A 24,859-nucleotide genomic window follows, 5' to 3' on the forward strand; every position below is an offset into this window, starting at 1 on the left:
TTGTTTAACCTTTAAGAATTTAATATTCAGTATATTAAACAGTATATAATTTTGCCACTTTCTCATTTACAAACTCCAAAAAACGTTCGTCATCTTGGGTGAATGGATCGATAGCATGACTGTCAATATCAATTTGCCCTATGTTTTCTCCGTTTACAAAAAGAGGAACAACAATTTCTGATTTTACCGTAAAACTGCAGGCAATATAATTGTCTTGTGCTGCAACGTCAGCAACGACAAAATTTTCGTTAGAAACCGCCACTTGTCCGCAAATACCCTTTCCAAAAGGAATCACGGTATGATCTGTTGCTGCTCCTGCATAAGGGCCTAAATGCAGGGTTTTGGTTTCCTGATTTGCAAAATAAAATCCTACCCAATTGTAATATTCAATTGAATCACTTAGAAGCTGGCAAATAGACAAAAGTTTTTCGTCTCTGGAAAGCGTTGTGTTTAGTGTGATTTCGGTTACTTTTGGTTGTAATTCTTGAAATGTCATGGTTTTTATTTATATTTATGCAAAAGTATTTAAAGCAGTTTTTAAAAATTATATAAATTTGTTAAAAAATAGATTTTGAAAAAATATTTTATTCTCTACAAACCTTTTTTGTTTTTTCTGGCTACCTTTTTTTTGACCTATATCGTTCTTACTGTTTTGTATCAGGCATATCTTAATAGTTTTGGAGAAAACAAGTTGGACACTATAACTAGAATGGTTGTAGAAAATACAGATCAATTGTTTCAATTATTTGGTGCTAATTTTAGAATTGAAGAAAATGAATCACAGTCTTTTATAAAGTTGATTTATAATCAAAAATATGTAGCAAGAATTATTGAGGGATGTAATGCCATTAGTGTAATTATCTTGTTCATATCTTTTATAGTTGCTTTTTCAGGAAAGTTAAAACCGACTCTGCTTTTTATTTTTGGCGGAAGCCTGCTTATTTATCTGTTAAACGTATTAAGGATAGCAATTTTAAGTGTGCTGATGTTTCATTTTCCAAAACAGGAGTCATTTTTACACAGCGTGCTTTTTCCTTTGTATATTTATGGTGTGGTTTTCATTTTGTGGTTAATTTGGGTACGTAATTTTTCAAGATATGCTTCAAAAGATATTAAATAATAAAGTTAGATTAATGCAATTTGTTTTTTTTGTTGCATTGTTAGTGCTTGTTCGTGCATTTGAAAACCAATTGTTTTATGACCCTTTTTTGGATTACTTTAAAAACGATTTTAATAATTTACCGTTGCCTAATTTCAATTCATTTCAATTGTCTTTAGGATTGCTGTTTCGTTATACATTAAATACGGTTATATCATTGGGCATCATTTATGTCTTTTTCAAAGATATAGTGATGGTGAAATTTGCATTTGTTCTGTATTATTTTTTCTTTATGATTTTAATTGTTGTTTTTTTCTATATAATTTACTTCACTAGGGGACATCATAATTTATTTCTTTTTTATATTCGTCGGTTTTTGATTCAACCCATTTTCGTTCTGTTATTTGTTCCGGCATTTTACTATCAAAAACAAAATAAGTAATCTTTTTTTTATATCTTTAATGTTGGATTTAATTCGTTAATTGTCAATATACTAAAGGTATGAAAATAATAAAACATTCAGGAGATATTGTAGAATTTAGTGCTGATAAGCTGAAGAGTTCGCTTTTAAAATCGGGAGCAAGTGCTGTTGTTGTAGAAAATATTCTGCAAACAATTAAAAAACAAATGTACGAGGGGATTTCTACGAAGCATATCTATAAAATGGCTTTTGGTTTATTGAAAAAAACGGCTAATTCTCATGCAGCACGTTATAACTTAAGAGAAGCAATACGATTGTTAGGTCCGGCAGGTTTTTTTTTCGAAAAATATATTGGGCGGCTTTTTGCTTCGGAGCATTATGAAACTAAAACAAACATAACATTACAGGGTAAATGTGTGTCTCATGAAATAGATGTTTTAATAAAGAAGAGTGATAGTATTGCCATGATTGAGTGTAAATATCATGCAGGTAGAGATGCTGCTTCTGATGTGAAAGTTCCAATGTATATTTTGTCCCGTTTTAATGATTTAAAAGTCAATCAACATGCTATCTTTTCTGATAATGATGTTGTTTCAAAATGTTGGATAGTTACCAATAATAGATTTACATCAGATGCTATTGATTTTGCCAACTGTTCCGGATTGAATATGCTAAGTTGGAATTACCCTGAGGACAATAATTTAAAAACGAAAAATGATACACATTATCTTTATCCTGTAACTTGTTTAACTACTTTGTCCATTGCCGAAAAAGATAAGTTGTTGATATTGGATGTGATTTTGGTAAAAGAAATAATAAACCATTCCGATTGTTTAGAGAAAATTGGATTGAGTTCAAATCGGATAAAAAATGTGTTGAAAGAAGCATCTGAACTGTGTGGGTTTATTTAAAAATAATGGATTCTGGATTGTTTAATTTTTAAATTCAAATCAAATGAAAGTTAAATTTATTGGCGGAGCAGGCACTGTAACCGGTTCTAAAACATTAATTGAAAGCAATGGTATTCGGATTTTGATAGATTGTGGTCAATTTCAAGGGATTAAACCGCTGCGGGAACTTAATTGGGAACCATTGCCCATTTTACCTTCAACGATAGATTTTGTTTTGTTGACTCATGGACATTTAGATCACTGTGGTTGGTTGCCCAGACTGGTCAATCAAGGTTTTAAAGGCAAAATTTATTGTACCAGTCCCACTGCCGCTGTTGCCAAGTTGATTCTTCTGGATAGCGCTAAAATTCAGGAAGAAGAGGCTAGAATTGCTAATGAGGGTAAATTTTCCAAACACGAAGTTGCTGAACCACTTTATACAGTGGAACAGGCCCAAAAAGTTTTTCCTTATTTTAGGGTTATTAAAACCAATGAATCCATTCCTTTAGATGCGGAAATTGCTGCGGTTTATACTAATGCAGGACATATCATTGGAGCTTGTACAATTGAATTGCAACTCGAAAATAAGACTTTGGTTTTTTCAGGAGATATTGGGCGTGATAATGATGTATTAATGTATCCGCCAACTAAACCTAAAAAAGGCGATTATATATTTCTTGAAAGTACGTACGGTGATCGTCTTCATCCCGATACGGATACCAAATTAGAACTGGAAATGTATATCAACAATACAGTTGAAAAAGGCGGAACCATCATTATTCCCAGTTTTGCTGTAGAGCGCGCCCAAACGATTATGTATTTGCTATGGCGACTTAAAGAAGAAGATAGAATTCCAAATATTCCCTATATAATTGATACACCTATGGGGATTAATGCTTTGGAAATTTTTATCAATAATAAAAAATGGCATAAATTATCATTGAAAGACTGTGCCGAAATGAGTAAAATGTTCATGCTGGTTTCTGATTATCAGGAAACAATTGAACATATTTTTGATAAACAACCCAAAGTGGTAATTGCTGCCAGCGGAATGGTTACTGGCGGAAGAGTTTTGACTTATCTCGAGCATTATATTGGTTTACCCGAAACGACAGTTATCATTGTTGGTTATCAGGCCGAAGGAACGCGTGGAAGGAAATTGTTAGAAGGTGCAGATGAAATTAAAATTCATGGTAAATATTATGATGTAAAAGCAAATATTCTTGAAATAGAAGGCTTGTCGGCTCACGGGGATCAAAAGGATTTACTCAATTGGCTATCTGAATTGGAAAATAAACCAACAAAAGTATTTTTGGTTCATGGTGAAAATCAGCCGCTAGATGTACTTCGGATAAAAATTCAGGAGAAATATGGTTTTGATTGTAAAGTTCCTTTGATGGGGCAAGAATTTGAGCTCTAATTTTTAACAGAAATTTGATTTTACGGGTTGATTAAATCACTAATTTTGCAAAATGAAATTCAAAAAGCACATCAGTTTTTTTCTCGCATTTTTCCTGTTGGTTTCCAATGTGGGATTCGCATTTGATGTGCATTATTGTGGAGACAAAGTAGCCTCCATCCAACCATCTTATTGGAAATCTGGAGAAGCTCCTAATTCAGTTGAAAAAGGGTGTTGCGAAAAAAAAGTTGCAAAAAAAGAGAGTTGTTGCAAGAATAAAGTAGTTCATTTTCAAAAAAAATCAGATAATTTAATTACAAAAGCATTTTCTTTAAATGCGGATTTTACTTTTTTAATCGAAGAATGGAACCCAATTGTGTTTTGTCCAAGACCAAATTTCAAAAGTTTTGAAAACACCTCTTTTTATTGCGATGTTCATGCGCGACCACTTTTTAAACTGTACAATCAATACATTTTCTACGCCTGATTTTTAATGTTTTTTAAAAGTCAAACCTCTTTTTGTGGTTTGAAATAAATCTTATAAACATTAAAATCCTTGCTATGCAAAAAATAATAACGCTTATTGTTATGATTTTGCTTTCGATTCCCGTTTTTTCTCAAGAAAAACTGGAAGAGGTCAAAATTGTCAAAAAGCAAAAAGGAATTCAAAAATCATTTACGGTAACCGGTAATACGACACTCATAACGAGTAAAGAATTACTTAAAGCCGCGTGTTGTAATTTAGCCGAAAGTTTTGAAACGAATCCATCGATTGATGTGAGTTTTTCAGATGCTTTGACAGGAACAAAACAAATCAAAATGCTGGGATTGACAAGCCCGTACTTGATGATTACCGAAGAAAATATTCCATCAGTCCGTGGCGCTTCTCAAGCGTACGGATTGTCATTTACACCTGGAACCTGGGTCGAAAGCATCCAAATCACTAAAGGAGCAGGAAGCGTGGTGAATGGTTACGAAAGTATTTCAGGACAAATCAATACTGAATTATTGAAACCCATCAATGACATTCCGTTTTTCCTAAATGTGTATGGTTCGACAGATTCTCGTTTTGAATTGAATACGCATTTTAATAAAAAAATATCCGATAAATGGAGCAGTAGTCTGTTTCTTCATGGTAATACAAGAGTTGCTAAGAACGATATGAATAACGATGGCTTTTTGGATAATCCATTGGCAAAACAAATTAATATTCTCAATAGATACCAATATTACGACGCCGAAAAAGGTTGGGTGAGTTTTATCAATTTCAGATATATGAATGATAAAAAACAGACTGGAGAATTGGACTTTGATCCGGACAAAGATAGAGGAACTACAAATTATTGGGGTTCTGAAATCAATACAGAACGATTGGACGTCTCTACAAAAGTCGGCTACGTTTTTCCGGAAATGCCGTATCAAAGTATTGGATTTCAAAATGCTTTTAACAGTCACAATCAACATTCGTATTTCGGTTTAAACCAATACAATATCAAACAAAGCAGTTATTATTCGAACTTGATTTTTAATTCGATTATTAACAACACGATGAATAAATTTGCTGCGGGTTTGAATTTCACATACGATAAATACCAAGAATTTGTCAATGTAAATGATTACGGTAGAACTGATAATTCTGTAGGTGCTTTTTTCGAATATACTTACGATAATGAGGACGATTTTAGTATTATTTTGGGAGGAAGGATTGATAATCACAACCGATTAGGGACATTCATTACGCCACGATTACATCTGCGATACAATCCTTGGGAAAAAGGTGTTCTGCGATTTTCAGCAGGAAGAGGAAAGCGAAGTGCGAATATTTTTGCCGAGAACCAACAGCTTTTTGCAAGTTCCAGAACATTTGATGTTTTGGATAATGATGGAAAAATTTATGGATTGAATCCCGAAATTGCATGGAATTATGGTTTAAGCTTTGCGCAAAAGTTTTTGCTCTTTGGCAAAAATGCCGATATTGGGTTTGATCTTTACAGAACTGATTTTCAAAATCAGGTTATTGTCGATGTATTGCAAAGTCCCCAACAAGTTTTGTTTTATAATTTGAACGGAAAGTCAGTTGCCAATAGCTTGCAATTAGAGTTTAATTATGAAATTTTAAACCATTTTAATTTGCGCTCAGCGTATAAATTCTATGATGTAAGAACCGATTATATTTCGGGGAATTACCAAAAGCCATTACAGGCTAAACATCGGTTTTTTGGAAATTTAGAATATGAAACCCACATAGGGGAGAAAGGAAAGCAATGGAAATTTGATTATACTTTCAATTGGGTTGGTGAACAACAATTGCCTAATACGGCTTCAAATCCAATAAATGATAGACTACCGGAATTTTCACCATCGTATTCTTTGATGAATGCACAAATTACAAGAACTTTTTCTTCTATTTTTGAAATGTATGTAGGTGGTGAGAACATTGGAAATTATACTCAGGAAAAAGCTATTCTTGGTTCTGATAATCCTTTTGGCTCCACTTTTGACACTTCAATTGCATATGCACCGGTTTTTGGGCAAATGTATTATGCGGGGTTTCGATTCAAAATAAAATAATTTCAGTGGTAAAAATCAATCGTACTATCAATGAAAAAATCAAAAAGCGATAACAATAAAAAACAGAAAATATGAAATCAAAGATTCACGAACACCAAAAAAATAATCTTAAAATTGTGAGTAATAATATAATTTTAGTATTATTAGTAACTTTTGCAGGATTCTCGGCTCAAGCCCAAGATTCGAGCATTAGCGAACAGGCAAAGCAAAAAAAGAATAAAAATGCACGTTATACGACTGAAGTAAATGGCAATTGTGAACAATGTCAGAAACGAATTCAAAAAGCGGCATTTTCAGTTTCCGGAGTTAAATCAGCAAATTGGAGTATTGAGACACATCAATTGAGTTTGATTTTAAATGAAGAAAAAGGCACTCTGCCAGATGTGAAAAAAGCCATTGCAAAAATAGGGCATGACACAGATGGGATCAAAGCGACAAAAGAGGATTATGACAACCTCCATAGTTGTTGTAAATATGAACGACTGTAATTTAAAAAGCCCAAAGTGAAAATGAGGGCACTGAAAAAGTCCTTAAAGAATTAGATTTCATTAAAAGAGTAGAAAAATAAGATTTTCTACTCTTTTTTTTTATCCTGAAAATGAAGTACTTAAGCAAAACTCGAATTTTCCTTAATCGCCTTAAAATGTCTAATTACTAAAAAGAGATACTTTTTCAGTGCCCTCGTGAAAATTTTGGGCTTTTTAAATAGATTGGGTTTAATTTTTTCTTTCGCTAAAGAAAAATCTTCATTTATGCCAAATGAAAACACCAAATAAAAACACACTTTTATTGAAAAAAACAGTGTTGCATGAAAGCATTTCCAATCGAGATCATTATATTTTTAAAGAGTTAATTAAACTTTAAAATACCGCAATAAATTGTGGTTAAGGTAATTTATTCTTACTTTCACGCACGAATATATTAAATTACAAATTGATTTATGAATAATTTCGAATGGACACAATTACTCGATCCAGAGTTTTATATTACCTTAAAAATAGCAGGAGTTCAGATAGGTTTATACATAGTTTTATTTATTGTTTTTGCTGAAACTGGGCTTTTTGCAGGTTTTTTCCTTCCAGGTGACAGTTTGCTTTTCCTTGCAGGAATTTACAGTAAAGATTTGGTTCAAAATATGGTGTCTATAGAAAGTGAATTTATAAATGTTACTTTATTGTCACTAATGGTTGCTGTTGCAGGAATTTTTGGGAACATGGTAGGGTATTGGTTTGGAGCAAAAAGCGGGTATTATTTATTTAAAAAAGAAGATACTTTTTGGTTCAAGAAAAAATACCTGTTGCAGTCAAAAGATTTCTTTGAAAAGTATGGTGGGAAAGCCATAATATTTGCTCGTTTTTTACCAATTTTCAGAACTTTTGCGCCAATTGTGGCTGGAATAGTATCTATGGATAAAAGCAAATTTATGTTCTTCAATATTTTAAGTTCTTTTTTATGGGCTTTTATTTTAATTTTTTCCGGTCATTATTTGTATGGTGTCTTTTTGGAAAATTTTGGAATTGATTTGAAAGAGCATATCGAATATATTATAGTAATAATTGTTCTTATTACCACGGTTCCCGTTTTATTCAAGCTTTTGAAAAAAAGGGTGCATATAAAATAAAAATTAATTTTAGTTGCCCTGTCCTGAAAAAGTTGACAAGACAAGTAAATAAAAAACTCCGTTTCGATTTAACGAAACGGAGTTTTTTATTTTAAAAAGAGAATGAATTACATCATTCCTGGCATACCGCCACCCATTGGGTTTCCACCTGCATGATCTTCTTTAATATCAATCAAAGCACATTCGGTTGTTAATATCATTCCTGCAACCGAAGCTGCATTTTCTAATGCCACACGCGTTACTTTTTTAGGATCGATAATACCTGCTTTGAGCATATCAACATATTCGTCAGTTTTTGCATTGTAACCAAAATCACCCGAACCTTCGGCTACTTTTGCAACAACAACTGAACCTTCAAGTCCTGCATTTTCAACAATAGTTCTCAAAGGAGACTCCACGGCACGAGATACAATTTGAATTCCTGTTGCTTCATCAGCATTGTCCGCTTTAATAGTGCTTAAAACATTTTTAGCTCTTAATAAGGCAACACCACCACCGGCAACAATTCCTTCTTCAACAGCAGCACGAGTTGCGTGAAGCGCATCATCAACTCTGTCTTTTTTCTCTTTCATTTCTACTTCAGAAGCAGCACCAACATAAAGTACAGCAACTCCACCAGCTAATTTAGCCAAACGTTCTTGTAGTTTTTCTTTGTCATAATCAGAAGTTGTAGCTTCCATTTGACCTTTTATTTGGTTTACGCGATTTTTGATCATGTCAGCTTCGCCAGCACCACTTACAATTGTAGTATTGTCTTTATCGATAGTCACTTTTTTAGCAGTTCCTAACATTTCGATAGTTGTGTTTTCTAAAGTATAACCTCTTTCTTCTGAAATTACTGTTCCGCCAGTTAAGATAGCAATATCTTCAAGCATTGCTTTTCTTCTGTCGCCAAAACCAGGTGCTTTTACAGCAGCAATTTTCAAAGCTCCACGTAATTTATTTACAACCAATGTAGATAATGCTTCACCATCAACATCTTCCGCAATAATCAATAATGGTTTTCCAGATTGAGCAACTGGCTCAAGAACTGGTAATAATTCTTTTAATGAAGAAACTTTTTTGTCATATAAAAGGATGTAAGGATTCTCCAATTCTACTTCCATTTTTTCTGAATTGGTAACAAAATAAGGAGAAAGATATCCTCTGTCAAATTGCATACCTTCAACAACATCAACGTAAGTATCTGTTCCTTTAGCCTCTTCAACAGTGATAACACCTTCTTTTCCTACTTTTGCGAAAGCAGTAGCGATTAACTCACCAATTACTTCGTCATTATTAGCAGAAATTGAAGCAATTTGTTTTATTTTTTCAGAATCACTTCCTACTACTTTTGCTTGTTTAGCCAAGTCAGCTACAATAGCTTCAACTGCTTTGTCAATACCACGTTTCAAATCCATAGGATTCGCTCCTGCAGCAACGTTTTTCAAACCTTCTTTTACGATAGCTTGTGCCAAAACTGTAGCAGTTGTAGTTCCGTCTCCAGCTAAATCATTAGTTTTAGACGCCACTTCTTTAACCATCTGAGCACCCATATTTTCTAATGGATCTTTCAATTCAATTTCTTTTGCAACGGTAACACCATCTTTTGTAACATTTGGTCCACCAAAAGCTTTTCCAATAATTACATTACGACCTTTTGGTCCAAGAGTTACTTTTACTGCATTTGCCAATGCATCTACACCACGTTTTAATCCGTCACGTGCTTCAATATCAAATTTTATATCTTTTGCCATTTTTTTTTATTTTCCTCACCCCAGCCCTCTCAAAGGAGAGGGAGCCAAGATGAAATATTATTAAATATTTTATTAGTTTATTTCGTCTCCTCCCCTTCGGGGAGGTCGGGGGGGATTTTAGATAATTGCTAAAATATCGTCTTCACGCATGATCAAATAATCTTTTCCTTCTAGTTTCAATTCAGTTCCGGCATATTTTCCGTAAAGAACAGAATCTCCAATTTTCACAGTCATTGTGTGGTCTTTTGTTCCGTTTCCAACTGCAACTACAGTTCCTTTTTGTGGTTTCTCTTTAGCTGTATCTGGAATAAAAATCCCTGACGCAGTTTTAGTTTCAGCTGCAACTGGTTCGATAAGAACTCTGTCCGAAAGTGGTTTAATGTTTAAAGCCATGATTTTATGTTTTTTTGTTATTTTTATGATTGCATTTAGGATTTCAGAAATTATGCCATCCTATTAAAACTGACATATTTTCTTATAAAAAATGCCAGCTTTGACAGGCTGGCATTCAGAATAAGCAATGTTATTTTATTTTGCTGGATTTGTTGCAGCAGGTGTATTTTGAACTGGAGATGCTGGTGCAGCTGTAGTTTCTGTTTGTTCAATAATTTTAGAATCAGTATCACTTAATGCTCCAGTAAAGCTTAAACTTGAAAGGAGTATAAGTGCAATTAAAATAGTGGCTAGTGTCCAAGTGCTTTTGTCTAAAAAATCTGTTGTTTTTTGTACACCACCTAGCATTTGAGAACCACCTATAGCAGAAGATAATCCACCACCTTTAGGGTTTTGAACCATTATTACTACGATTAATAGGAAACAAACTATTGTTATTAAAACTAAAAAAATTGAAAATGTGCTCATTGTTTAATTATTGTTTTGTTGTAAAATCTTAATATCCGCTATGCGGTCTGCAAAGAAACTACTTTTTTCTGGATATTTCAAAATTAATATTTCATAAGCTTGAATCGCTTTTTGATATTTTTTTTGTTCCAAATAGACTCTTGCCAAAGTCTCTGTCATCAAGTAGGAATTGTCATCTTTATTAAGGTCAAAAGTAACGGTTGATGGTACACCATGTTTTACAGGTGAAATCTTCGGGCTGGTTTCTATGAATTTATCGATTAACGCTGCTTTTTTCTTTTTGTCGTCATCTATTGGCTGGGTTTTAGAAGTATCTATACTATCTGTATTTCTTTCTATTGGTTGCGTTCTTGATAATTGAAGCCATTCTTGGAAGGAATGTTTTTCGCTTATGGAAAAATCCAAAGGAGTTCCAATAGCTAATTTCTCTTCTGGAGTTTTCGAATTTTCATTAGATTCTAAAGGCAAAGCTTCCTTTATAGAAGTAAGAATCGATTGTTCCAGAGTATTTATCTTGTGCTCCAGTTTTTCTTCCTGAATAATTATTTCACTATCAACTACAGTAATGTCAAGAAGCTCTACTATTTTTTTATCGTATAAATCTTTTTGAATCGCAGTAAAAGTATCCGAAGTAATAAAATCAAACAATACCGTTCTGTCGGTTGTATGTGCGGCAGTGACTTTTAAAGCAAAATTATACTTAAAACTATTTTGGTTATAAAGTCCTTTTAAACGTAAAGCTCGGGCGCTTTGAAAATATGGAAATTCATCCAACACATTTTCCAATGCTTCCGTTTGCTTCTCATTGATAGCATCTGGTCTGTTTATTAAATAAGTATAATCGGTTACGTTCATTTTTTGAGTGTTCAATGTTCAGTAATCAGTGTTCAGTAATCAGTGTTCAATTTTTAGTGCAGCTAACTGAATACTAAAAACTGCCAACTGAATACTCCTTCATTTACCATTTAGCAAGAGATTCATTAAAGATATCTTGGGTTATTCTTTCGAAGATTTCTTTCAATGCGCTATTCAAAGTAGAACCTACAAGTTGTTGCTCAGCCGGATAATCATAATAAAACTCGAATTGTTTTTCAAAATCATCTGTTTCTTTATTTTTATTGGTAAACCGAACATTTACTCTTATTTTCAGTCTGTTTTGAGAAGCTTGCTGATCGGCGGTTGCGGTCATAGGGCTTATTCTGTAATCTACAATCTCTCCTTCGTAAGTTAAATCAGCACCGCTTTTTACTAAATTTAAATTGGTTTGATTCTGAATAATGTCTTGTAGTGCCAGCGTAAAAGTCCTGTCAATTCCAGGTTCAATCAATTCTGCATTATTTTGAAAAAAATTCACCTGAAAGGTTTTTGCATCAATTTTCCCTGTTCCTGTAAAGTTGTAAACCGAGCAACTATTAATACTCAATATAATTATTGAAAGAAGAATAAGTTTAATGTGTTTCATTTTCTATTTTAAAAATTGCTTCGCCAGTTCGCTAACGCTCGGGTTAAAGATATTCATTTTCAATCAAACCATTTGCGTCTTTGCGTCTTTGTGGCAAAAACTACAAATCAAATTGTTTAATTTTTCGATATAAAGTTCTTTCGGAAATCCCTAATTCATCTGCAGCTGCTTTTCGTTTTCCTTTATTTTTTTCCAATGATTTTTTAATCATTTCAATTTCTTTTTGTTCTAATCTCAAAATTTCCTCTTCCTCTTCGATTGTTTCTGCAAATAGGTAGCTATCGTCATTCTCCTGATAACGCTCTTCTTTATTTTGAGTTGTAATCAAAGCTGTTCTTGGTTCTTCTTCAAAATCTATTTCACTGTCATTTTCTTGGGAACCATATATTTTTTTGATCAAATTTTGATTTGTTTCTTGCACTTTAGAACTACCACTTTGCATTAATTCTAAAGTAAGTTTCTTCAAGTCATGCAAATCACTTTTCATATCAAAGAGCACTTTGTACAAAATTTCTCTTTCGGTATTAAAATCACCTTCGCCTTTCTTGTCTTTAATCACCGATGGTAAATTGGTACCTTCAGCAGGTAAATAGGATTGTAAAGTCGCTGCCGAAATTTCACGGTTCGTTTCCAAAACCGAAATTTGTTCTGCTACGTTCCTCAATTGACGGATATTACCGCTCCAACGAAATTTTTGCAAAACAGCAACGGCACTTTCGTCTAATTTCAATGGTGGCATTTTATATTTATGCGCAAAATCAGAGGCGAATTTTCTGAATAACAAATGAATATCTTCTTTTCGTTCTCGCAATGGAGGTAAATTAATATCTACCGTACTCAAACGATAATATAAATCTTCTCGGAATTTTCCTTTCTCGATAGCATTAAACAAATTTACATTGGTAGCTGCAACGATACGAACATCGGTTTTTTGTACTTGTGAGGAACCAACTTTTATGAATTCGCCATTTTCTAAAACACGAAGCAATCGCACTTGAGTAGTCAAAGGCAATTCGCCAACTTCATCAAGGAAAATAGTTCCGCCATCAGCCACTTCAAAATATCCTTCACGTGTGTTTGTTGCACCCGTAAAAGCTCCTTTTTCATGTCCAAAAAGTTCACTGTCAATCGTTCCTTCAGGAATAGCACCACAGTTTACGGCAATATATTTTCCGTGTTTTCTATGCGAAAGTGAATGAATGATTCTGGGAATATTCTCTTTCCCAACACCACTTTCTCCCGCTACCAGCACCGAAATATCAGTAGGAGCAACCTGAATGGCTTTTTCTATCGCACGATTGAGCTTTGGGTCATTCCCAATAATCTCAAATCGTTGTTTTATAGCTTGAACTGTTTCCATATTGTCATTGCGAGGCACGAAGCAATCTCATTAATATTATTTTTTAACCACTCCCGATAGTTATCGGATTTCCGAATTATTAAAACTAATTTACGTTTAAATAATTGTATTCTATTCGTAATAACCTATTGCTTTGGTTTTGTAAGTGTGTCTTTTAAAGGAACTGTTTTTTCAACTTTATGTTTTGGGAAATAAGTTCTAATGGTGTAGAATGTAACACAAAATCCAATTATAAAAGTAACTAAACCAATTATTATATTTTTTCTTGACATTTTTCTAGTTTTAAATTTTCTTTAATTTCAAATAACAATTCTTTTATGCTGTAGCGTTTTAATATTAAAATTTGCAATTATTCCGACTTGACTATCAGCTAATTTCATGTAATTCAAAGTTTGGGTAACGTTGTCGGTTATAATTTCTTTTATTGCCTTTACTTCAAAAATAATCTCATCATAAACAACGAAATCTGCGAAATATTTATGTGCTATATTATGTCCTTTATAGCTTATCGAATAAGGTTTTTCTCTTTCGTAAGGGATATTATTGTTCTTGAATTCTATTTCTAATGCATCTTTATATATAATTTCGGATAACCCTCCTCCTAAAACGTTATGTACTTCCATACACAATCCTACGATTTTATAGTATTCCTCTTTTTTATATAAATCCATATTTTTCAATTTTTTTAGCCACGAATTACACGAATTCCCACTAATTAAATTTTTAAAGAAATTCATTTTTAAAATTGAAGAAATTCGTGCCTAATTCGTGAAATTCGTGGCTAACTTTTTTAATTCATTTCGCTTAAACCAACTGCTTCTCCTTTCAAAGTTCCACTGGTACAGCTCAAAATTCTCACATTCACAAAATCCCCTATATTATAATTTCCTTTTGGGAAAACCACAGTAATACTTTGCGAATTTCTTCCGGAAAATTCTTCGGTCGATTTTTTGGATACTTTCTCCACTAAAACTTCCACGGTTTGACCAATGAATTCTTCACTGCGCAACCAAGCGTGTTTTTGTTGTAAATCAACAATTTCCTGTAATCTTCTTGCTTTTGTTTCTTCGGTTACATCATCTTCCATTTTTCTTCCCGCCAAAGTTCCCGGACGTTCGGAATACGAATACATATAACCAAAATTATACTTCACATATTCCATTAAGCTCATTGTGTCTTGATGATCTTGTTCAGTTTCTGTTGGAAAACCAGCAATCATATCTTGCGAAATGGAGCCGTTCGGAATAATAGTTCTGATTTTATCAATCAAAGTCATGTATTCTTCACGCGTGTGCAAACGGTTCATTTCCTTCAAGATTCTATTGCTTCCTGACTGAACCGGTAAGTGAATGTGTTTGCAAATATTAGAATGTTTTGCAATAACATGCAAAATGCTTTCATGCATATCTTGCGGATTAGAAGTCGAAAATCGGATACGCATTTTAGGAAAACCAACTGCCACCATTTCTAGTAATTGGTCAAAATCTACTGCCGTTGCTTTTTGCATTTCGGTAGCGTTTTCGAAATCTTTTTTCAATCCGCCTCCGTACCATAAATAACTATCCACATTTTGTCCCAAAAGCGTAATTTCCTTAAAGCCTTTGTCCCACAAATCCTGAATTTCTTTCATGATACTTTGTGGTTCGCGGCTGCGCTCACGTCCGCGTGTAAAAGGGACCACGCAAAACGTACACATATTATCGCAACCACGGGTGATAGAAACCAAAGCAGTAATTCCGTTACTCATCAATCGCACCGGTGAAATATCGCCATAGGTTTCGTCTTTCGACAAAATCACATTAATCGCATCACGGCCTTCTTCCACTTCTTGTAAAAGGTTCGGCAAATCCTTATAAGCATCAGGACCCACAACTAGGTCTACAATTTTTTCTTCTTCCAAAAACTGACTTTTCAAACGTTCGGCCATGCAGCCCAAAACACCCACTTTCATTTTCGGATTGATGCGTTTCACGGCATTGTATTTCTCCAAACGCTTGCGAATAGTTTGTTCTGCTTTGTCCCGAATAGAACAGGTATTGACCAAAACTAAATCGGCTTCTTCCAGAACTTGTGTTGTATTGTATCCGTTTCCGGATAAAATAGAAGCCACGATTTCGCTGTCCGAAAAGTTCATTGCACAACCATAACTTTCTATAAAGAGTTTTTTAGTATTCTCAGGTTTATTTTCTAAAACAAGACTTTCGCCTTGTTTGCTTTCTTCAATAATCTTTTCCATCATGTAATTTCAAAGCACAAAGATAACGCAATTCAAATAAATATGACAAGATGTCAGACGAAGAATTAACAATGTTTTTGGATTTATAACCCTAAATAAAAAAAACTTTCTTTTATGACTAAAAGAAAGTTTTAAGTAAAAACAAACAAATTAAATTTTTTTATAAAAGGAGATTTTAATAACATCTCCTTTAGTGGTCTTACTAATTGCAGTTTCTTTGATAAATGATTTGCTTTAATAAAATCAATAGTATTAATTTATCTGGATCCAGAAATACGGATTGAAACTGTTAAATATGATATATTTTGATGTTGTGTTTTATTATTTTAGAACAAAAGCATATATAAGGCCGCCGCTAAACTGGATCCTATTATAGGCCCTATAATTGGAATCCAAGCGTAACCCCAGTCACTATTTCCTTTAATGGGTAAGAGCGCATGCATAATTCTGGGGCCCAAATCTCTCGCAGGATTTATTGCGTAGCCAGTTGTACCGCCTAGAGAAAGACCAATTGCCCATACTAAAATGGCTACTGGTAAGGCGCCTACTGTGCCAAGACCAATTTTTGCGGTACTATCTGAATGTAGGATTATTTCGGGGCCTGAGATGTAGAAAATTACAAAAATCAAGACGAAAGTTGCAATAATTTCACTGATCAGATTTGAAAAAGTATTTCTAATAGCAGGTCCTGTAGAAAAACAAGCTAGTTTTTTGCCTTCGTCATCAGTTGCTGCAAAATGGTCTTTATGAGAAAGCCAAACGAAAAAAGCACCTAACATAGCGCCAATTATTTGCGCCATAATATAAATTGGAACTTGATTCCATCCGAACTTCCCGGTAAGAGCCAAGCCGAGTGTTACGATTGGGTTTAAATGGGCGCCACTTACTGGACCAGCAACAGTAACACCGACAAAAACTGCAAATGCCCAGCCAGCAGTAATTACGATCCATCCTGAATTGTTTCCTTTGGTTTCTTTGAGTACTACGTTAGCAACAACGCCGTTGCCTAATAAAATCATTAGCATGGTACCAATGATTTCTGCTATAAATGGAGTCATAATATATAGTTTTAGAGATTAATCTTCAATCCAGTTAACTGCTCGACCAACAGCTCTATCCCAGTTTTTTACTAATTTTTCTACTTCAGTTTTTGGCATTTCGGGTGAAAATATGCGATCTACAGACCATTGTTCCTGTAAATCATCTACACTTTTCCAATATCCTATAGCTAATCCGGCTAAGTATGCCGCTCCTAAAGCTGTTGTTTCTAATGTTTTTGGTCTGATTACTTTAAAGTCAAACAAGTCTGATTGAAATTGCATCAATAAATTATTTGCTACTGCACCGCCATCAACTCTTAATTCTTTTCCCTTTTTTCCAAAATCAGCTTCCATAGCTTTGACTAAATCATACACTTGATAGGCAATTCCTTCCAGAGTGGCACGAGCAATATGTGCATTTGTTGTTCCTCTGGTAATACCCACAATAGCACCTCTTGCGTATTGATCCCAATAAGGCGCTCCTAAACCTGTTAGCGCAGGGACAAAATAAATACCTCCATTGTCTGGTACGCTTGCCGCTAAAGTTTCTATTTCTTCGGCAGAATCTATCATTTTCGCACCGTCTCGAAGCCATTGTACTGCTGCACCACCTACGAAAACACTGCCTTCTAGAGCATAAGTTGTTTTTCCATTTATTTTCCAAGCAACCGTCGTTAATAAATTATGAGTAGAATAAACGGGTTTCTCTCCTGTATTCATCAACATAAAACAGCCGGTACCATAGGTGTTTTTTACCATTCCGGGTTCAGTGCATAGTTGTCCAAAAAGCGCTGCTTGTTGGTCTCCTGCGACACCTGAGATTGGGATTTTTGTAGCAAATAGTGTTGTGCAGGTTTCTCCGTATCTTTCACTGCTTTCTTTTACTTTAGGCAACATGGCTCTTGGTATATTAAACAATTCTAATAATTCATTATCCCATTCTAAAGTATGAATGTTTAGTAATAAAGTTCTACTGGCATTTGAAACATCTGTCATGAACATTGCCCCTCTTGTAAGTTTCCATATTAGCCAAGTATCTACGGTTCCAAAACACAGTTTTCCTTGTTCTGCTTTTTCACGGGCTCCTGCTACATTGTCTAAAATCCATTTTACTTTAGTTCCGGAAAAGTAAGCATCTAAAACCAGTCCTGTCTTTTTTTGGATCATTTCTGCATGACCTTGCGCTTTTAATTCATCACAATATTTTGCTGTTCTACGGTCTTGCCAAACAATTGCATTATAAATGGGTTCACTAGTTTCTCTGTCCCAGACTATTGTTGTTTCTCGTTGATTGGTGATGCCAATTGCTGCAATTTCTTTACCGGAGATTCCTGCTTTAGCAATTACTTCTGCGGCGACACTAATTTGCGAAGACCATATTTCATTTGGATCATGTTCTACCCATCCTGGTTTGGGAAATATTTGTTCGAATGGTTTTTGAGATATGTTAACGATTTCTCCGTCATGGTTAAAGACGATAGCTCTGGAAGAAGTTGTTCCTTGATCTAGCGCTAAAATTAATTTGTTTTGCATGGTTAATATTTATAGATTTTGATTGGTTTTTATAGCTCTTTCAAAAGAAATCCTTTGGCAATAGTTTTGAATTCTAATATCTGGTTTTGAATCCAAATCTCGTCATGATCTAGTTCTTTTGCTAATAATTGTGCTACTTTTTCGCATGAAGCAATAGCGGCGCGTGCATCTAAAAATAACAAACGTACTCTTCTGGCTAAAACATCGTCTACTGTTCGTGCCATTTCATGACGTATTGCCCATGCTACTTCTGCCATAGTGTAGTTGTAATTTGGATGCAATTTTTCGCTTAATTCAGGTTCTGTATTTTGTAATTCAATTATTTGAGGAATGTCGGTTCCATATATGTATAAATGATTTTCTCGGTCTAAAGTATTTGTTTTTTTGTTTCCGTGAATTGCAATATGTTCAGTTTTACATTTTTTTTTTTCTAAATGGCGTACTGTAATTGCTTTGTCTATAATATCCTCGGCAATTTTTCTGTAAGTGGTCCATTTTCCTCCAGTTATTGTAATTAATCCAGTTTCAGAAACAATTATTTTATGACTTCTAGAAACCTCTTTAGTGCTTTTTCCTTCTTTTTCGGGGGCGGCCAATGGTCTTAATCCTGCAAAAACAGATAATACATCTGCCCGAGTTGGTTTTTTTGCTAAGAATCGTTGTGCAGTTTCTAAAACAAATTCTATTTCAGATTCTAATGCAATAGGTTCTAGACTGTGTTTTTTGATTAAAGTATCGGTCGTTCCTACTACTATTTTATCGTGCCAAGGGACTGCAAACAAAACCCTTCCATCGCTTGTCTTTGGAATCATCAAGGCGTGATCACTTGGCAAGAAGGATTTGTCAAATACAAGGTGAATTCCTTGGCTTGGAACTATGTATTTTTTATATACAGTATCGTTTAGTTTCATTATCGCATTAGTGAAAACTCCTGTTGCGTTAATTATAGCTTTTCCTTTTATTTCATATCGTTCTCCTGATTCTTGATCTTCTATCAGTACGCCAATAATTTGGTTTGTATCATTTTTTAATAGATTAATTACCTTGGAATAGTTCAATAAGCATGCATCATTTTCTACCGCTGTTTGAGCTATGTTTATGGCTAAACGGGAATCGTCAAATTGCCCGTCTTGATATATAACGCCACTTACGAGGTCTTTTGTCTCAACAGTAGGTAGTAATTCGATAGTTTTTTTCTTTGTAATATATTTTGATCTTCCTAAGCTTAGTTTTCCGGCTAGCAAGTCATATATCGTTAATCCTATAGTGTAGAAATAGCCTCCCCACCAATTGTAATTAGGAATAATAAAAGATTGGTTTTTTACTAAATGACCTGCGTTTTGAGCCATTAGTCCTCTCTCTTTTAAAGCTTCTCTTACTAAAGAAATATCACCTTGCTCTAAATAACGTACGCCTCCGTGAACCAATTTTGTGCTGCGACTAGAGGTTCCTTTTGCAAAATCGACAGATTCGAGCAGTATTGTTTTGTATCCTCTGCTGGCAGCATCCAGTGCTGTACCAAGTCCGCTAGCTCCTCCGCCAATCACAATTATATCCCATTCTTGTGTTTGTTTTAGTTTTGATAATTGTTCTATACGTTTCATTATGTTTCTAATATGTTGCTTTTTGTGTTTAAAAACTTTCGAAAAACAAACTTAGTGAAATCAAATGAAACTAAATAAAATAAAGTGAAATTTATTTCATTGTTGTATTTTTGTATATTTAAGAACTGAAAATCGAAACATATAAAGAGCTGTAATGACTATTATAAATAGAAGGCAAGAAGATATACTTAAAGAGTTAAATCAAAAAGGTTATGTAAATGTTGTTGATTTATGTGAAATACATAACGTTTCGACTGTAACCATTCGAAAGGATTTGAATTTTTTAGAAAATGAAAAGCTATTACATCGCACGCATGGTGGGGCCAGTAAGCAACCTATTTATGCATTTGAAAGAGATGTGAATGATAAAGAAGGGTTGCAGGTAGAACAAAAAAAACAGATTGCGAAAGAAGCTCTAAAATATATTGATAATAATGACTATGTAATTTTAGGCTCTGGTTCAAACATCCATTATTTATCTCGTATTATTACCGGATTTCAAAAGTTAACTGTACTTACTCCTTCGTTGAGGGTCTCATTGGAGCTTAGTAAAGAAACTAAAATAGATACGATACAACTGGGGGGCGATGTTCGAAACAGTTCAACTTCAGTTGTAGGTCCAATTGCAGAGGCTACTTTGAGTCAGTTTTCTTGTAATAAACTATTTCTGGGAGCAGATGGGATTCATTTGGATTTTGGTTTAAGTACATCAAATTCTTTAGAAGCGCATTTAAATCAAGCTATGATAGATGTTTCTGAGAAAATTATTGTTTTAGCAGATTCTACAAAAATGAATATTAAGGGATTTGGGAAAATCTGTAATTTAGATAAAATTGATGTTTTGATTACGGATAGCGGAATTGATCCCGAGACAAAAACTAAGCTTGAAGAAATAGGAATTTATGTTGTTGTGGCTGATAAAATGTAAATTTTTATTTTAGTTTGGGGCTTAAATAATTCAATTTTTTGGTTTTTAATATTTGATATTTAGATTGTTTTTTTGATACTGTTTAGTGATAAAAATTATTTTTAAAATTTCCAAAAGCTCAATATTTAAAAAAAACTTCTACTTTTGTCCCAGAAAAATAGAGCAATGGCAAAGAATTTAGTTATAGTTGAGTCCCCTGCAAAGGCAAAAACAATCGAGAAATTTCTAGGAAGTGATTTTCAAGTAGAGTCAAGTTATGGGCATATTGCCGACTTGCCTTCCAAGGAAATTGGTGTAGATGTAGAAAATGGTTTCAAACCCAAATATGAAGTTTCTGCCGATAAAAAAGCATTGGTAAGCAAATTAAAGACTTTAGCCAAAAATGCCGAAATGGTCTGGTTAGCAAGTGATGAGGATCGCGAGGGAGAAGCCATTTCTTGGCATTTAGCCGAAGAATTAAAATTAGACAAAAAGAAAACCAAGCGAATTGTTTTTCATGAAATCACGAAAACAGCAATTCTAAAAGCCATTGATAATCCACGTGAAATCGATTATAATTTAGTTAATGCACAACAAGCGCGTCGAGTATTAGATCGATTAGTTGGTTATGAATTGTCGCCTGTACTTTGGAGAAAAATAAAAGGAGGACTTTCTGCAGGTCGTGTTCAATCGGTTTCAGTTCGTCTGATTGTGGAACGGGAACGAGAAATTCAGAATTTTAAAGCAATTGCAACGTATTCTATTGTGGCAGAATTCACTAACGAAGCAGGAAAAGCATTCAAAGCCAAACTGCCTAAAAATTTCAATACTAAAAAAGAAGCCGAAGATTTTTTAAATAAAAATATAGGTTCTACATATAAGGTAGCCGATTTAGAAACTAAACCTACCAAAAAAGCACCAACCGGTCCATTTACGACTTCAACTTTACAACAAGAAGCGGCTCGTAAATTGTATTTGCCTGTTGGAATTACTATGCAATTGGCGCAACGCTTATACGAAGCCGGACTTATCACGTATATGAGAACGGATAGTGTGAACTTATCTAAAGATGCGATGGAAGCTGCCGAAGCTGAAATTATAAAATCGTACGGTGCAGCGTTTTCTAAGCCTAGAACTTTTGTCAATAAAAGTAAAGGAGCACAGGAAGCGCACGAAGCAATTCGTCCTACGGATATGTCACGCCACACGGTAAATATAGATAGAGATCAAGCCCGTTTGTATGATTTAATTTGGAAAAGAACCTTGGCTTCGCAAATGAGTGATGCACAATTGGAGCGTACTAATGTGAAAATTGAAGCTAACAATCATGGCGAAATATTTACTGCTTCTGGAGAAGTTTTACTTTTTGAAGGTTTTCTTAAAGTATATCTCGAAGGTAATGATGAAGACGATGAAGAGCAAGAAGGAATGTTGCCGGCGATGAAAGTCAACGAAAAATTACAAAACAATTATATCTCAGCAACCGAGAGATATTCTCGTGCTGCTGCAAGATATACTGAAGCTTCTTTGGTGAAAAAATTAGAAGAATTGGGTATTGGTCGTCCTTCTACTTATGCGCCAACGATTTCTACGATTATCAACAGAAATTATGTCGAGAAAGGAAATCTAGACGGACAAGAAAGAAATTATACACAATTGACTTTACAATCTGGAAAAGTAGGGGAGAAGTTGCTGAAAGAAAATACAGGTTCTGATAAAGGAAAATTAGTTCCTACAGATATTGGAACTATTGTTACGGATTTCTTGGTTAAGAATTTCGGAAATATTCTCGATTATAATTTCACCGCAAAAGTGGAACAGGATTTTGATGAAATTGCAGAAGGAAATATTGTTTGGACAAAAATGATGCAAGAATTCTACGATAAATTTCATCCAACAGTAAAAGATGTTGAAGCCAATGCGGATAGAGAAAGTGGCGAAAGAATTTTAGGAACAGATCCAAAAACAGGGAAGCCAGTTTCGGTGCGTTTAGGGAAATTTGGACCAATGGCCCAAATTGGAGCTGCAGACGATGAAGAGAAAAAGTTCGCCAGTTTAATGGCAGACCAGAATATTGGAAACATTACTTTAGAGGAAACTTTAAATTTATTTTTGCTGCCAAAAAATCTTGGACAGTATAAAGGCGAGGAAGTTGAGGTGAGTAATGGCCGTTTTGGTCCTTATATTCGTCATGGTGCAGCTTTTGTTTCTTTGCCAAAAGGAGAAAACCCTCTAGATGTAGATTTTGAAAGAGCGAAAGAATTAATTGACGAAAAAGCAATAGCTGATGCGCCGATTGCAGTTTATAAAGGAGAAGGTGTTCAGAAAGGTGTTGGTCGTTTTGGTCCTTTCATCAAATGGAATGGTTTGTTTATAAATGTAAGCAAGAAATACAATTTTGATAATTTGTCACAATCAGACGTTGAAGAATTGATTGAGGATAAATTGCAGAAAAATATTGATAAGGTTTTACACAATTGGGAAGACGAAGGAATTTTAGTTGAAAAAGCCCGTTGGGGACGTTCGGTTATTACCAAAGGAAAAATCAAAATCGAATTGAGTAAAGATGTTGATGCTACGAAATTAACATTAGCGGAAGTTCAGGAAATGATTGCCAAGAAAACACCAGCTAAAAAAGTAGCTGCCAAAAAAGCGCCTGCAAAGAAAACTGTTGCTAAGAAACCTGTAGCAAAAAAGAAATAAATAGTAATTAATTCCGGTTTCGTTTCCCTCTTCTTTGCTTCGCCAGTCCGCTGTCGCTCTTATGGAAAGGGTTGGGGACAGGAAAATAAATAAATAAAATGGAATTTGATTTTCTGAAACCCGTAGATGATGAAATCCTTAGTTATATAAACGGATTGACTTCTCAACAATTGGGAAGTAAAATTGTATTGCATACAGAACAACATTTTCCTGATTTAAATAAGATTAAAATTGCTGTAATAGGCGTTTTAGAAAATCGAGGAGATAAAAAAGCGGTTTCTGATGTTGATTTGATTCCACTAAGGAAAGAGTTATATGGTTTGTTTCCTGGAAACTGGGATGCTTCAATTGCAGATTTAGGAGATATTCTTGCAGGAAATTCTGCTGCGGATACTTATTTTGCATTAAAAAAAGTCGTTGCAAGTCTAATTAAGAAAAAGATTATACCTATTGTTATTGGAGGTTCTCAAGATTTGACGTATGCACTTTACAGAGCTTATGATGATTTGGAACAGATGGTCAATTTAGTTTCCATTGATAATAAATTTGACTTCGGAAAAGAAAATGAAGAAATATCAGCTTCTTCATATTTGACAAAAATAATTATAGACGAACCCAATAATCTTTTTAACTATTGTAATGTAGGGTATCAAACGTATTTTAATTCACAAGAAGAAATAGATTTGATAGAAAAATTATTTTTTGATGCGTACAGATTAGGCGAAATTTCTAATAATATATCCATTTCAGAACCTGTTTTCAGGGATGCGGATTTGGTAAGTATTGATTTGAATTCGGTTAAATCATCTGATTCAGGGAATTTTATTTCGTTTGCACCTAATGGCTTTAATGGAAAAGAAATTTGTTCTTTGTCGCGATATGCAGGGATAAGTGATAAAGTGTCTTCTTTTGGGATATTTAACCATAATAACTCCGCGCAAGAATCAGTCATTATAGCACAGATTATTTGGTATTTCATAGAGGGTTTTCATTATCGTTCTAATGAATATCCTTTTGGAAGCAAGGAAAATTATTTGAAATATATAGTTCCACTGGAAGAAGAAGAGGAAGAACTTGTTTTTTATAAAAGTGATAAAACGGACAGATGGTGGATAGAAATACCATTTATTTCAAACGGGAATAATAAATTAAAAAGAAATACGTTATTACCATGTTCCTACGATGAGTATTTATTGGCATGCAATCAAGAATTACCTGAAAGATGGTGGAAAGCACAACGTAAAAATATTTTATAATTAATTATTTGATATTTATATTAAAATCCTTAAAACAGGTAATTAATTAATGTAATTTATAAGCTTAATATTATAAAATTCATAAAAAAAAAGCTTTTTGTGTATTTTATCGATTTTTTTGGCATTTTATCGACAAAATATTTTTTTTGTATTTTATTTA

The 24,859-nt window shown here is 34.0% G+C and carries 24 protein-coding genes; 11 read left to right on the forward strand and 13 right to left on the reverse strand.

Annotated features, from left to right (window positions below):
• Positions 1 to 34: 34 nt before the first annotated feature.
• Positions 35 to 496, reverse strand: coding sequence for a GAF domain-containing protein (locus ACNO7W_RS13510; protein WP_417938539.1), 462 nt, complete (start codon positions 494 to 496; stop codon positions 35 to 37).
• A gap of 75 nt (positions 497 to 571) precedes the next feature.
• Here ACNO7W_RS13510 and xrtF point away from each other — a divergent pair, with 75 nt between their 5' ends.
• From xrtF to ACNO7W_RS13550, 8 genes are all read left to right on the forward strand, one after another.
• Positions 572 to 1,120: an exosortase family protein XrtF gene (xrtF, locus tag ACNO7W_RS13515; protein WP_143386096.1), complete on the forward strand. Its 549-nt coding sequence runs from the start codon at positions 572 to 574 to the stop codon at positions 1,118 to 1,120.
• Positions 1,098 to 1,541 (forward strand): exosortase F system-associated membrane protein, encoded by a 444-nt coding sequence (locus ACNO7W_RS13520; protein ID WP_417938540.1) that lies wholly within the window; start codon positions 1,098 to 1,100, stop codon positions 1,539 to 1,541. Before xrtF ends, ACNO7W_RS13520 begins: the two co-directional genes overlap by 23 nt.
• A gap of 59 nt (positions 1,542 to 1,600) precedes the next feature.
• Positions 1,601 to 2,431 carry a restriction endonuclease gene (locus ACNO7W_RS13525; protein WP_143386098.1) on the forward strand — a complete coding sequence of 277 codons (831 nt, stop codon included), beginning with the start codon at positions 1,601 to 1,603 and terminating at the stop codon, positions 2,429 to 2,431.
• 43 nt (positions 2,432 to 2,474) lie between these two features.
• Complete coding sequence (locus tag ACNO7W_RS13530) at positions 2,475 to 3,830, forward strand: MBL fold metallo-hydrolase (protein ID WP_314896388.1); 1,356 nt, start codon at positions 2,475 to 2,477, stop codon at positions 3,828 to 3,830.
• A 52-nt stretch (positions 3,831 to 3,882) separates the two neighbouring features.
• Positions 3,883 to 4,296 (forward strand): HYC_CC_PP family protein, encoded by a 414-nt coding sequence (locus ACNO7W_RS13535; protein WP_417938541.1) that lies wholly within the window; start codon positions 3,883 to 3,885, stop codon positions 4,294 to 4,296.
• Between the two features lie 74 nt (positions 4,297 to 4,370).
• Positions 4,371 to 6,380: a TonB-dependent receptor plug domain-containing protein gene (locus ACNO7W_RS13540; protein ID WP_417938542.1), complete on the forward strand. Its 2,010-nt coding sequence runs from the start codon at positions 4,371 to 4,373 to the stop codon at positions 6,378 to 6,380.
• Between the two features lie 71 nt (positions 6,381 to 6,451).
• Positions 6,452 to 6,868 carry a heavy-metal-associated domain-containing protein gene (locus ACNO7W_RS13545; RefSeq protein WP_417938543.1) on the forward strand — a complete coding sequence of 139 codons (417 nt, stop codon included), beginning with the start codon at positions 6,452 to 6,454 and terminating at the stop codon, positions 6,866 to 6,868.
• Positions 6,869 to 7,320: 452 nt separating this feature from the next.
• Positions 7,321 to 8,001, forward strand: a complete 681-nt coding sequence (locus ACNO7W_RS13550; protein WP_417938544.1) for a DedA family protein — start codon at positions 7,321 to 7,323, stop codon at positions 7,999 to 8,001.
• Between the two features lie 107 nt (positions 8,002 to 8,108).
• On the opposite strand, the gene groL is transcribed toward ACNO7W_RS13550, so the two are convergent.
• From groL to ACNO7W_RS13610, 12 genes are all read right to left on the reverse strand, one after another.
• The gene (gene groL, locus ACNO7W_RS13555; RefSeq protein ID WP_143386104.1) at positions 8,109 to 9,737 is read right to left on the reverse strand and encodes a chaperonin GroEL; all 1,629 of its coding nucleotides are present in this window, start codon (positions 9,735 to 9,737) and stop codon (positions 8,109 to 8,111) included.
• 117 nt (positions 9,738 to 9,854) lie between these two features.
• Positions 9,855 to 10,130, reverse strand: coding sequence for a co-chaperone GroES (locus tag ACNO7W_RS13560; protein WP_035670228.1), 276 nt, complete (start codon positions 10,128 to 10,130; stop codon positions 9,855 to 9,857).
• Between the two features lie 135 nt (positions 10,131 to 10,265).
• Positions 10,266 to 10,598 (reverse strand): preprotein translocase subunit SecG, encoded by a 333-nt coding sequence (gene secG, locus ACNO7W_RS13565; protein WP_314896393.1) that lies wholly within the window; start codon positions 10,596 to 10,598, stop codon positions 10,266 to 10,268.
• A gap of 3 nt (positions 10,599 to 10,601) precedes the next feature.
• Positions 10,602 to 11,453, reverse strand: a complete 852-nt coding sequence (locus tag ACNO7W_RS13570; protein WP_417938545.1) for a tetratricopeptide repeat protein — start codon at positions 11,451 to 11,453, stop codon at positions 10,602 to 10,604.
• 103 nt (positions 11,454 to 11,556) lie between these two features.
• Positions 11,557 to 12,060 carry an LptE family protein gene (locus ACNO7W_RS13575; RefSeq protein ID WP_143386107.1) on the reverse strand — a complete coding sequence of 168 codons (504 nt, stop codon included), beginning with the start codon at positions 12,058 to 12,060 and terminating at the stop codon, positions 11,557 to 11,559.
• A 100-nt stretch (positions 12,061 to 12,160) separates the two neighbouring features.
• On the reverse strand, positions 12,161 to 13,420 hold the full coding sequence (locus tag ACNO7W_RS13580; RefSeq protein ID WP_143386108.1) for a sigma-54 interaction domain-containing protein: 1,260 nt from the start codon (positions 13,418 to 13,420) through the stop codon (positions 12,161 to 12,163).
• Between the two features lie 125 nt (positions 13,421 to 13,545).
• Positions 13,546 to 13,692, reverse strand: a complete 147-nt coding sequence (locus tag ACNO7W_RS13585) for a hypothetical protein (protein ID WP_314896397.1) — start codon at positions 13,690 to 13,692, stop codon at positions 13,546 to 13,548.
• A gap of 27 nt (positions 13,693 to 13,719) precedes the next feature.
• Entirely contained in the window at positions 13,720 to 14,091 is a 372-nt protein-coding gene (locus tag ACNO7W_RS13590) for a GxxExxY protein (protein ID WP_314896398.1), read from the reverse strand.
• Positions 14,092 to 14,210: 119 nt separating this feature from the next.
• Positions 14,211 to 15,656: a tRNA (N6-isopentenyl adenosine(37)-C2)-methylthiotransferase MiaB gene (gene miaB / locus ACNO7W_RS13595; RefSeq protein WP_417938546.1), complete on the reverse strand. Its 1,446-nt coding sequence runs from the start codon at positions 15,654 to 15,656 to the stop codon at positions 14,211 to 14,213.
• Between the two features lie 326 nt (positions 15,657 to 15,982).
• A complete protein-coding gene (locus ACNO7W_RS13600) occupies positions 15,983 to 16,714 on the reverse strand; it encodes an MIP/aquaporin family protein (RefSeq protein ID WP_143386110.1) in 732 nt (243 codons plus the stop codon).
• Between the two features lie 18 nt (positions 16,715 to 16,732).
• Positions 16,733 to 18,229: a glycerol kinase GlpK gene (gene glpK / locus ACNO7W_RS13605; RefSeq protein WP_144064866.1), complete on the reverse strand. Its 1,497-nt coding sequence runs from the start codon at positions 18,227 to 18,229 to the stop codon at positions 16,733 to 16,735.
• 29 nt (positions 18,230 to 18,258) lie between these two features.
• Entirely contained in the window at positions 18,259 to 19,833 is a 1,575-nt protein-coding gene (locus ACNO7W_RS13610; RefSeq protein ID WP_417938547.1) for an FAD-dependent oxidoreductase, read from the reverse strand.
• Between the two features lie 154 nt (positions 19,834 to 19,987).
• Here ACNO7W_RS13610 and ACNO7W_RS13615 point away from each other — a divergent pair, with 154 nt between their 5' ends.
• The 3 genes from ACNO7W_RS13615 to ACNO7W_RS13625 all read left to right on the forward strand — a co-directional run bounded on the left by ACNO7W_RS13615 (position 19,988) and on the right by ACNO7W_RS13625 (position 24,699).
• A complete protein-coding gene (locus tag ACNO7W_RS13615) occupies positions 19,988 to 20,761 on the forward strand; it encodes a DeoR/GlpR family DNA-binding transcription regulator (protein ID WP_143386113.1) in 774 nt (257 codons plus the stop codon).
• A 165-nt stretch (positions 20,762 to 20,926) separates the two neighbouring features.
• Positions 20,927 to 23,443, forward strand: a complete 2,517-nt coding sequence (topA, locus tag ACNO7W_RS13620) for a type I DNA topoisomerase (protein ID WP_417938548.1) — start codon at positions 20,927 to 20,929, stop codon at positions 23,441 to 23,443.
• A 98-nt stretch (positions 23,444 to 23,541) separates the two neighbouring features.
• The gene (locus ACNO7W_RS13625; RefSeq protein WP_417938549.1) at positions 23,542 to 24,699 is read left to right on the forward strand and encodes a formimidoylglutamase; all 1,158 of its coding nucleotides are present in this window, start codon (positions 23,542 to 23,544) and stop codon (positions 24,697 to 24,699) included.
• Positions 24,700 to 24,859: the final 160 nt, after the last annotated feature.

The organism is Flavobacterium sp. ZB4R12 (assembly GCF_048276375.1).
GTDB classification, from domain to species: Bacteria; Bacteroidota; Bacteroidia; order Flavobacteriales; family Flavobacteriaceae; genus Flavobacterium; species Flavobacterium gawalongense.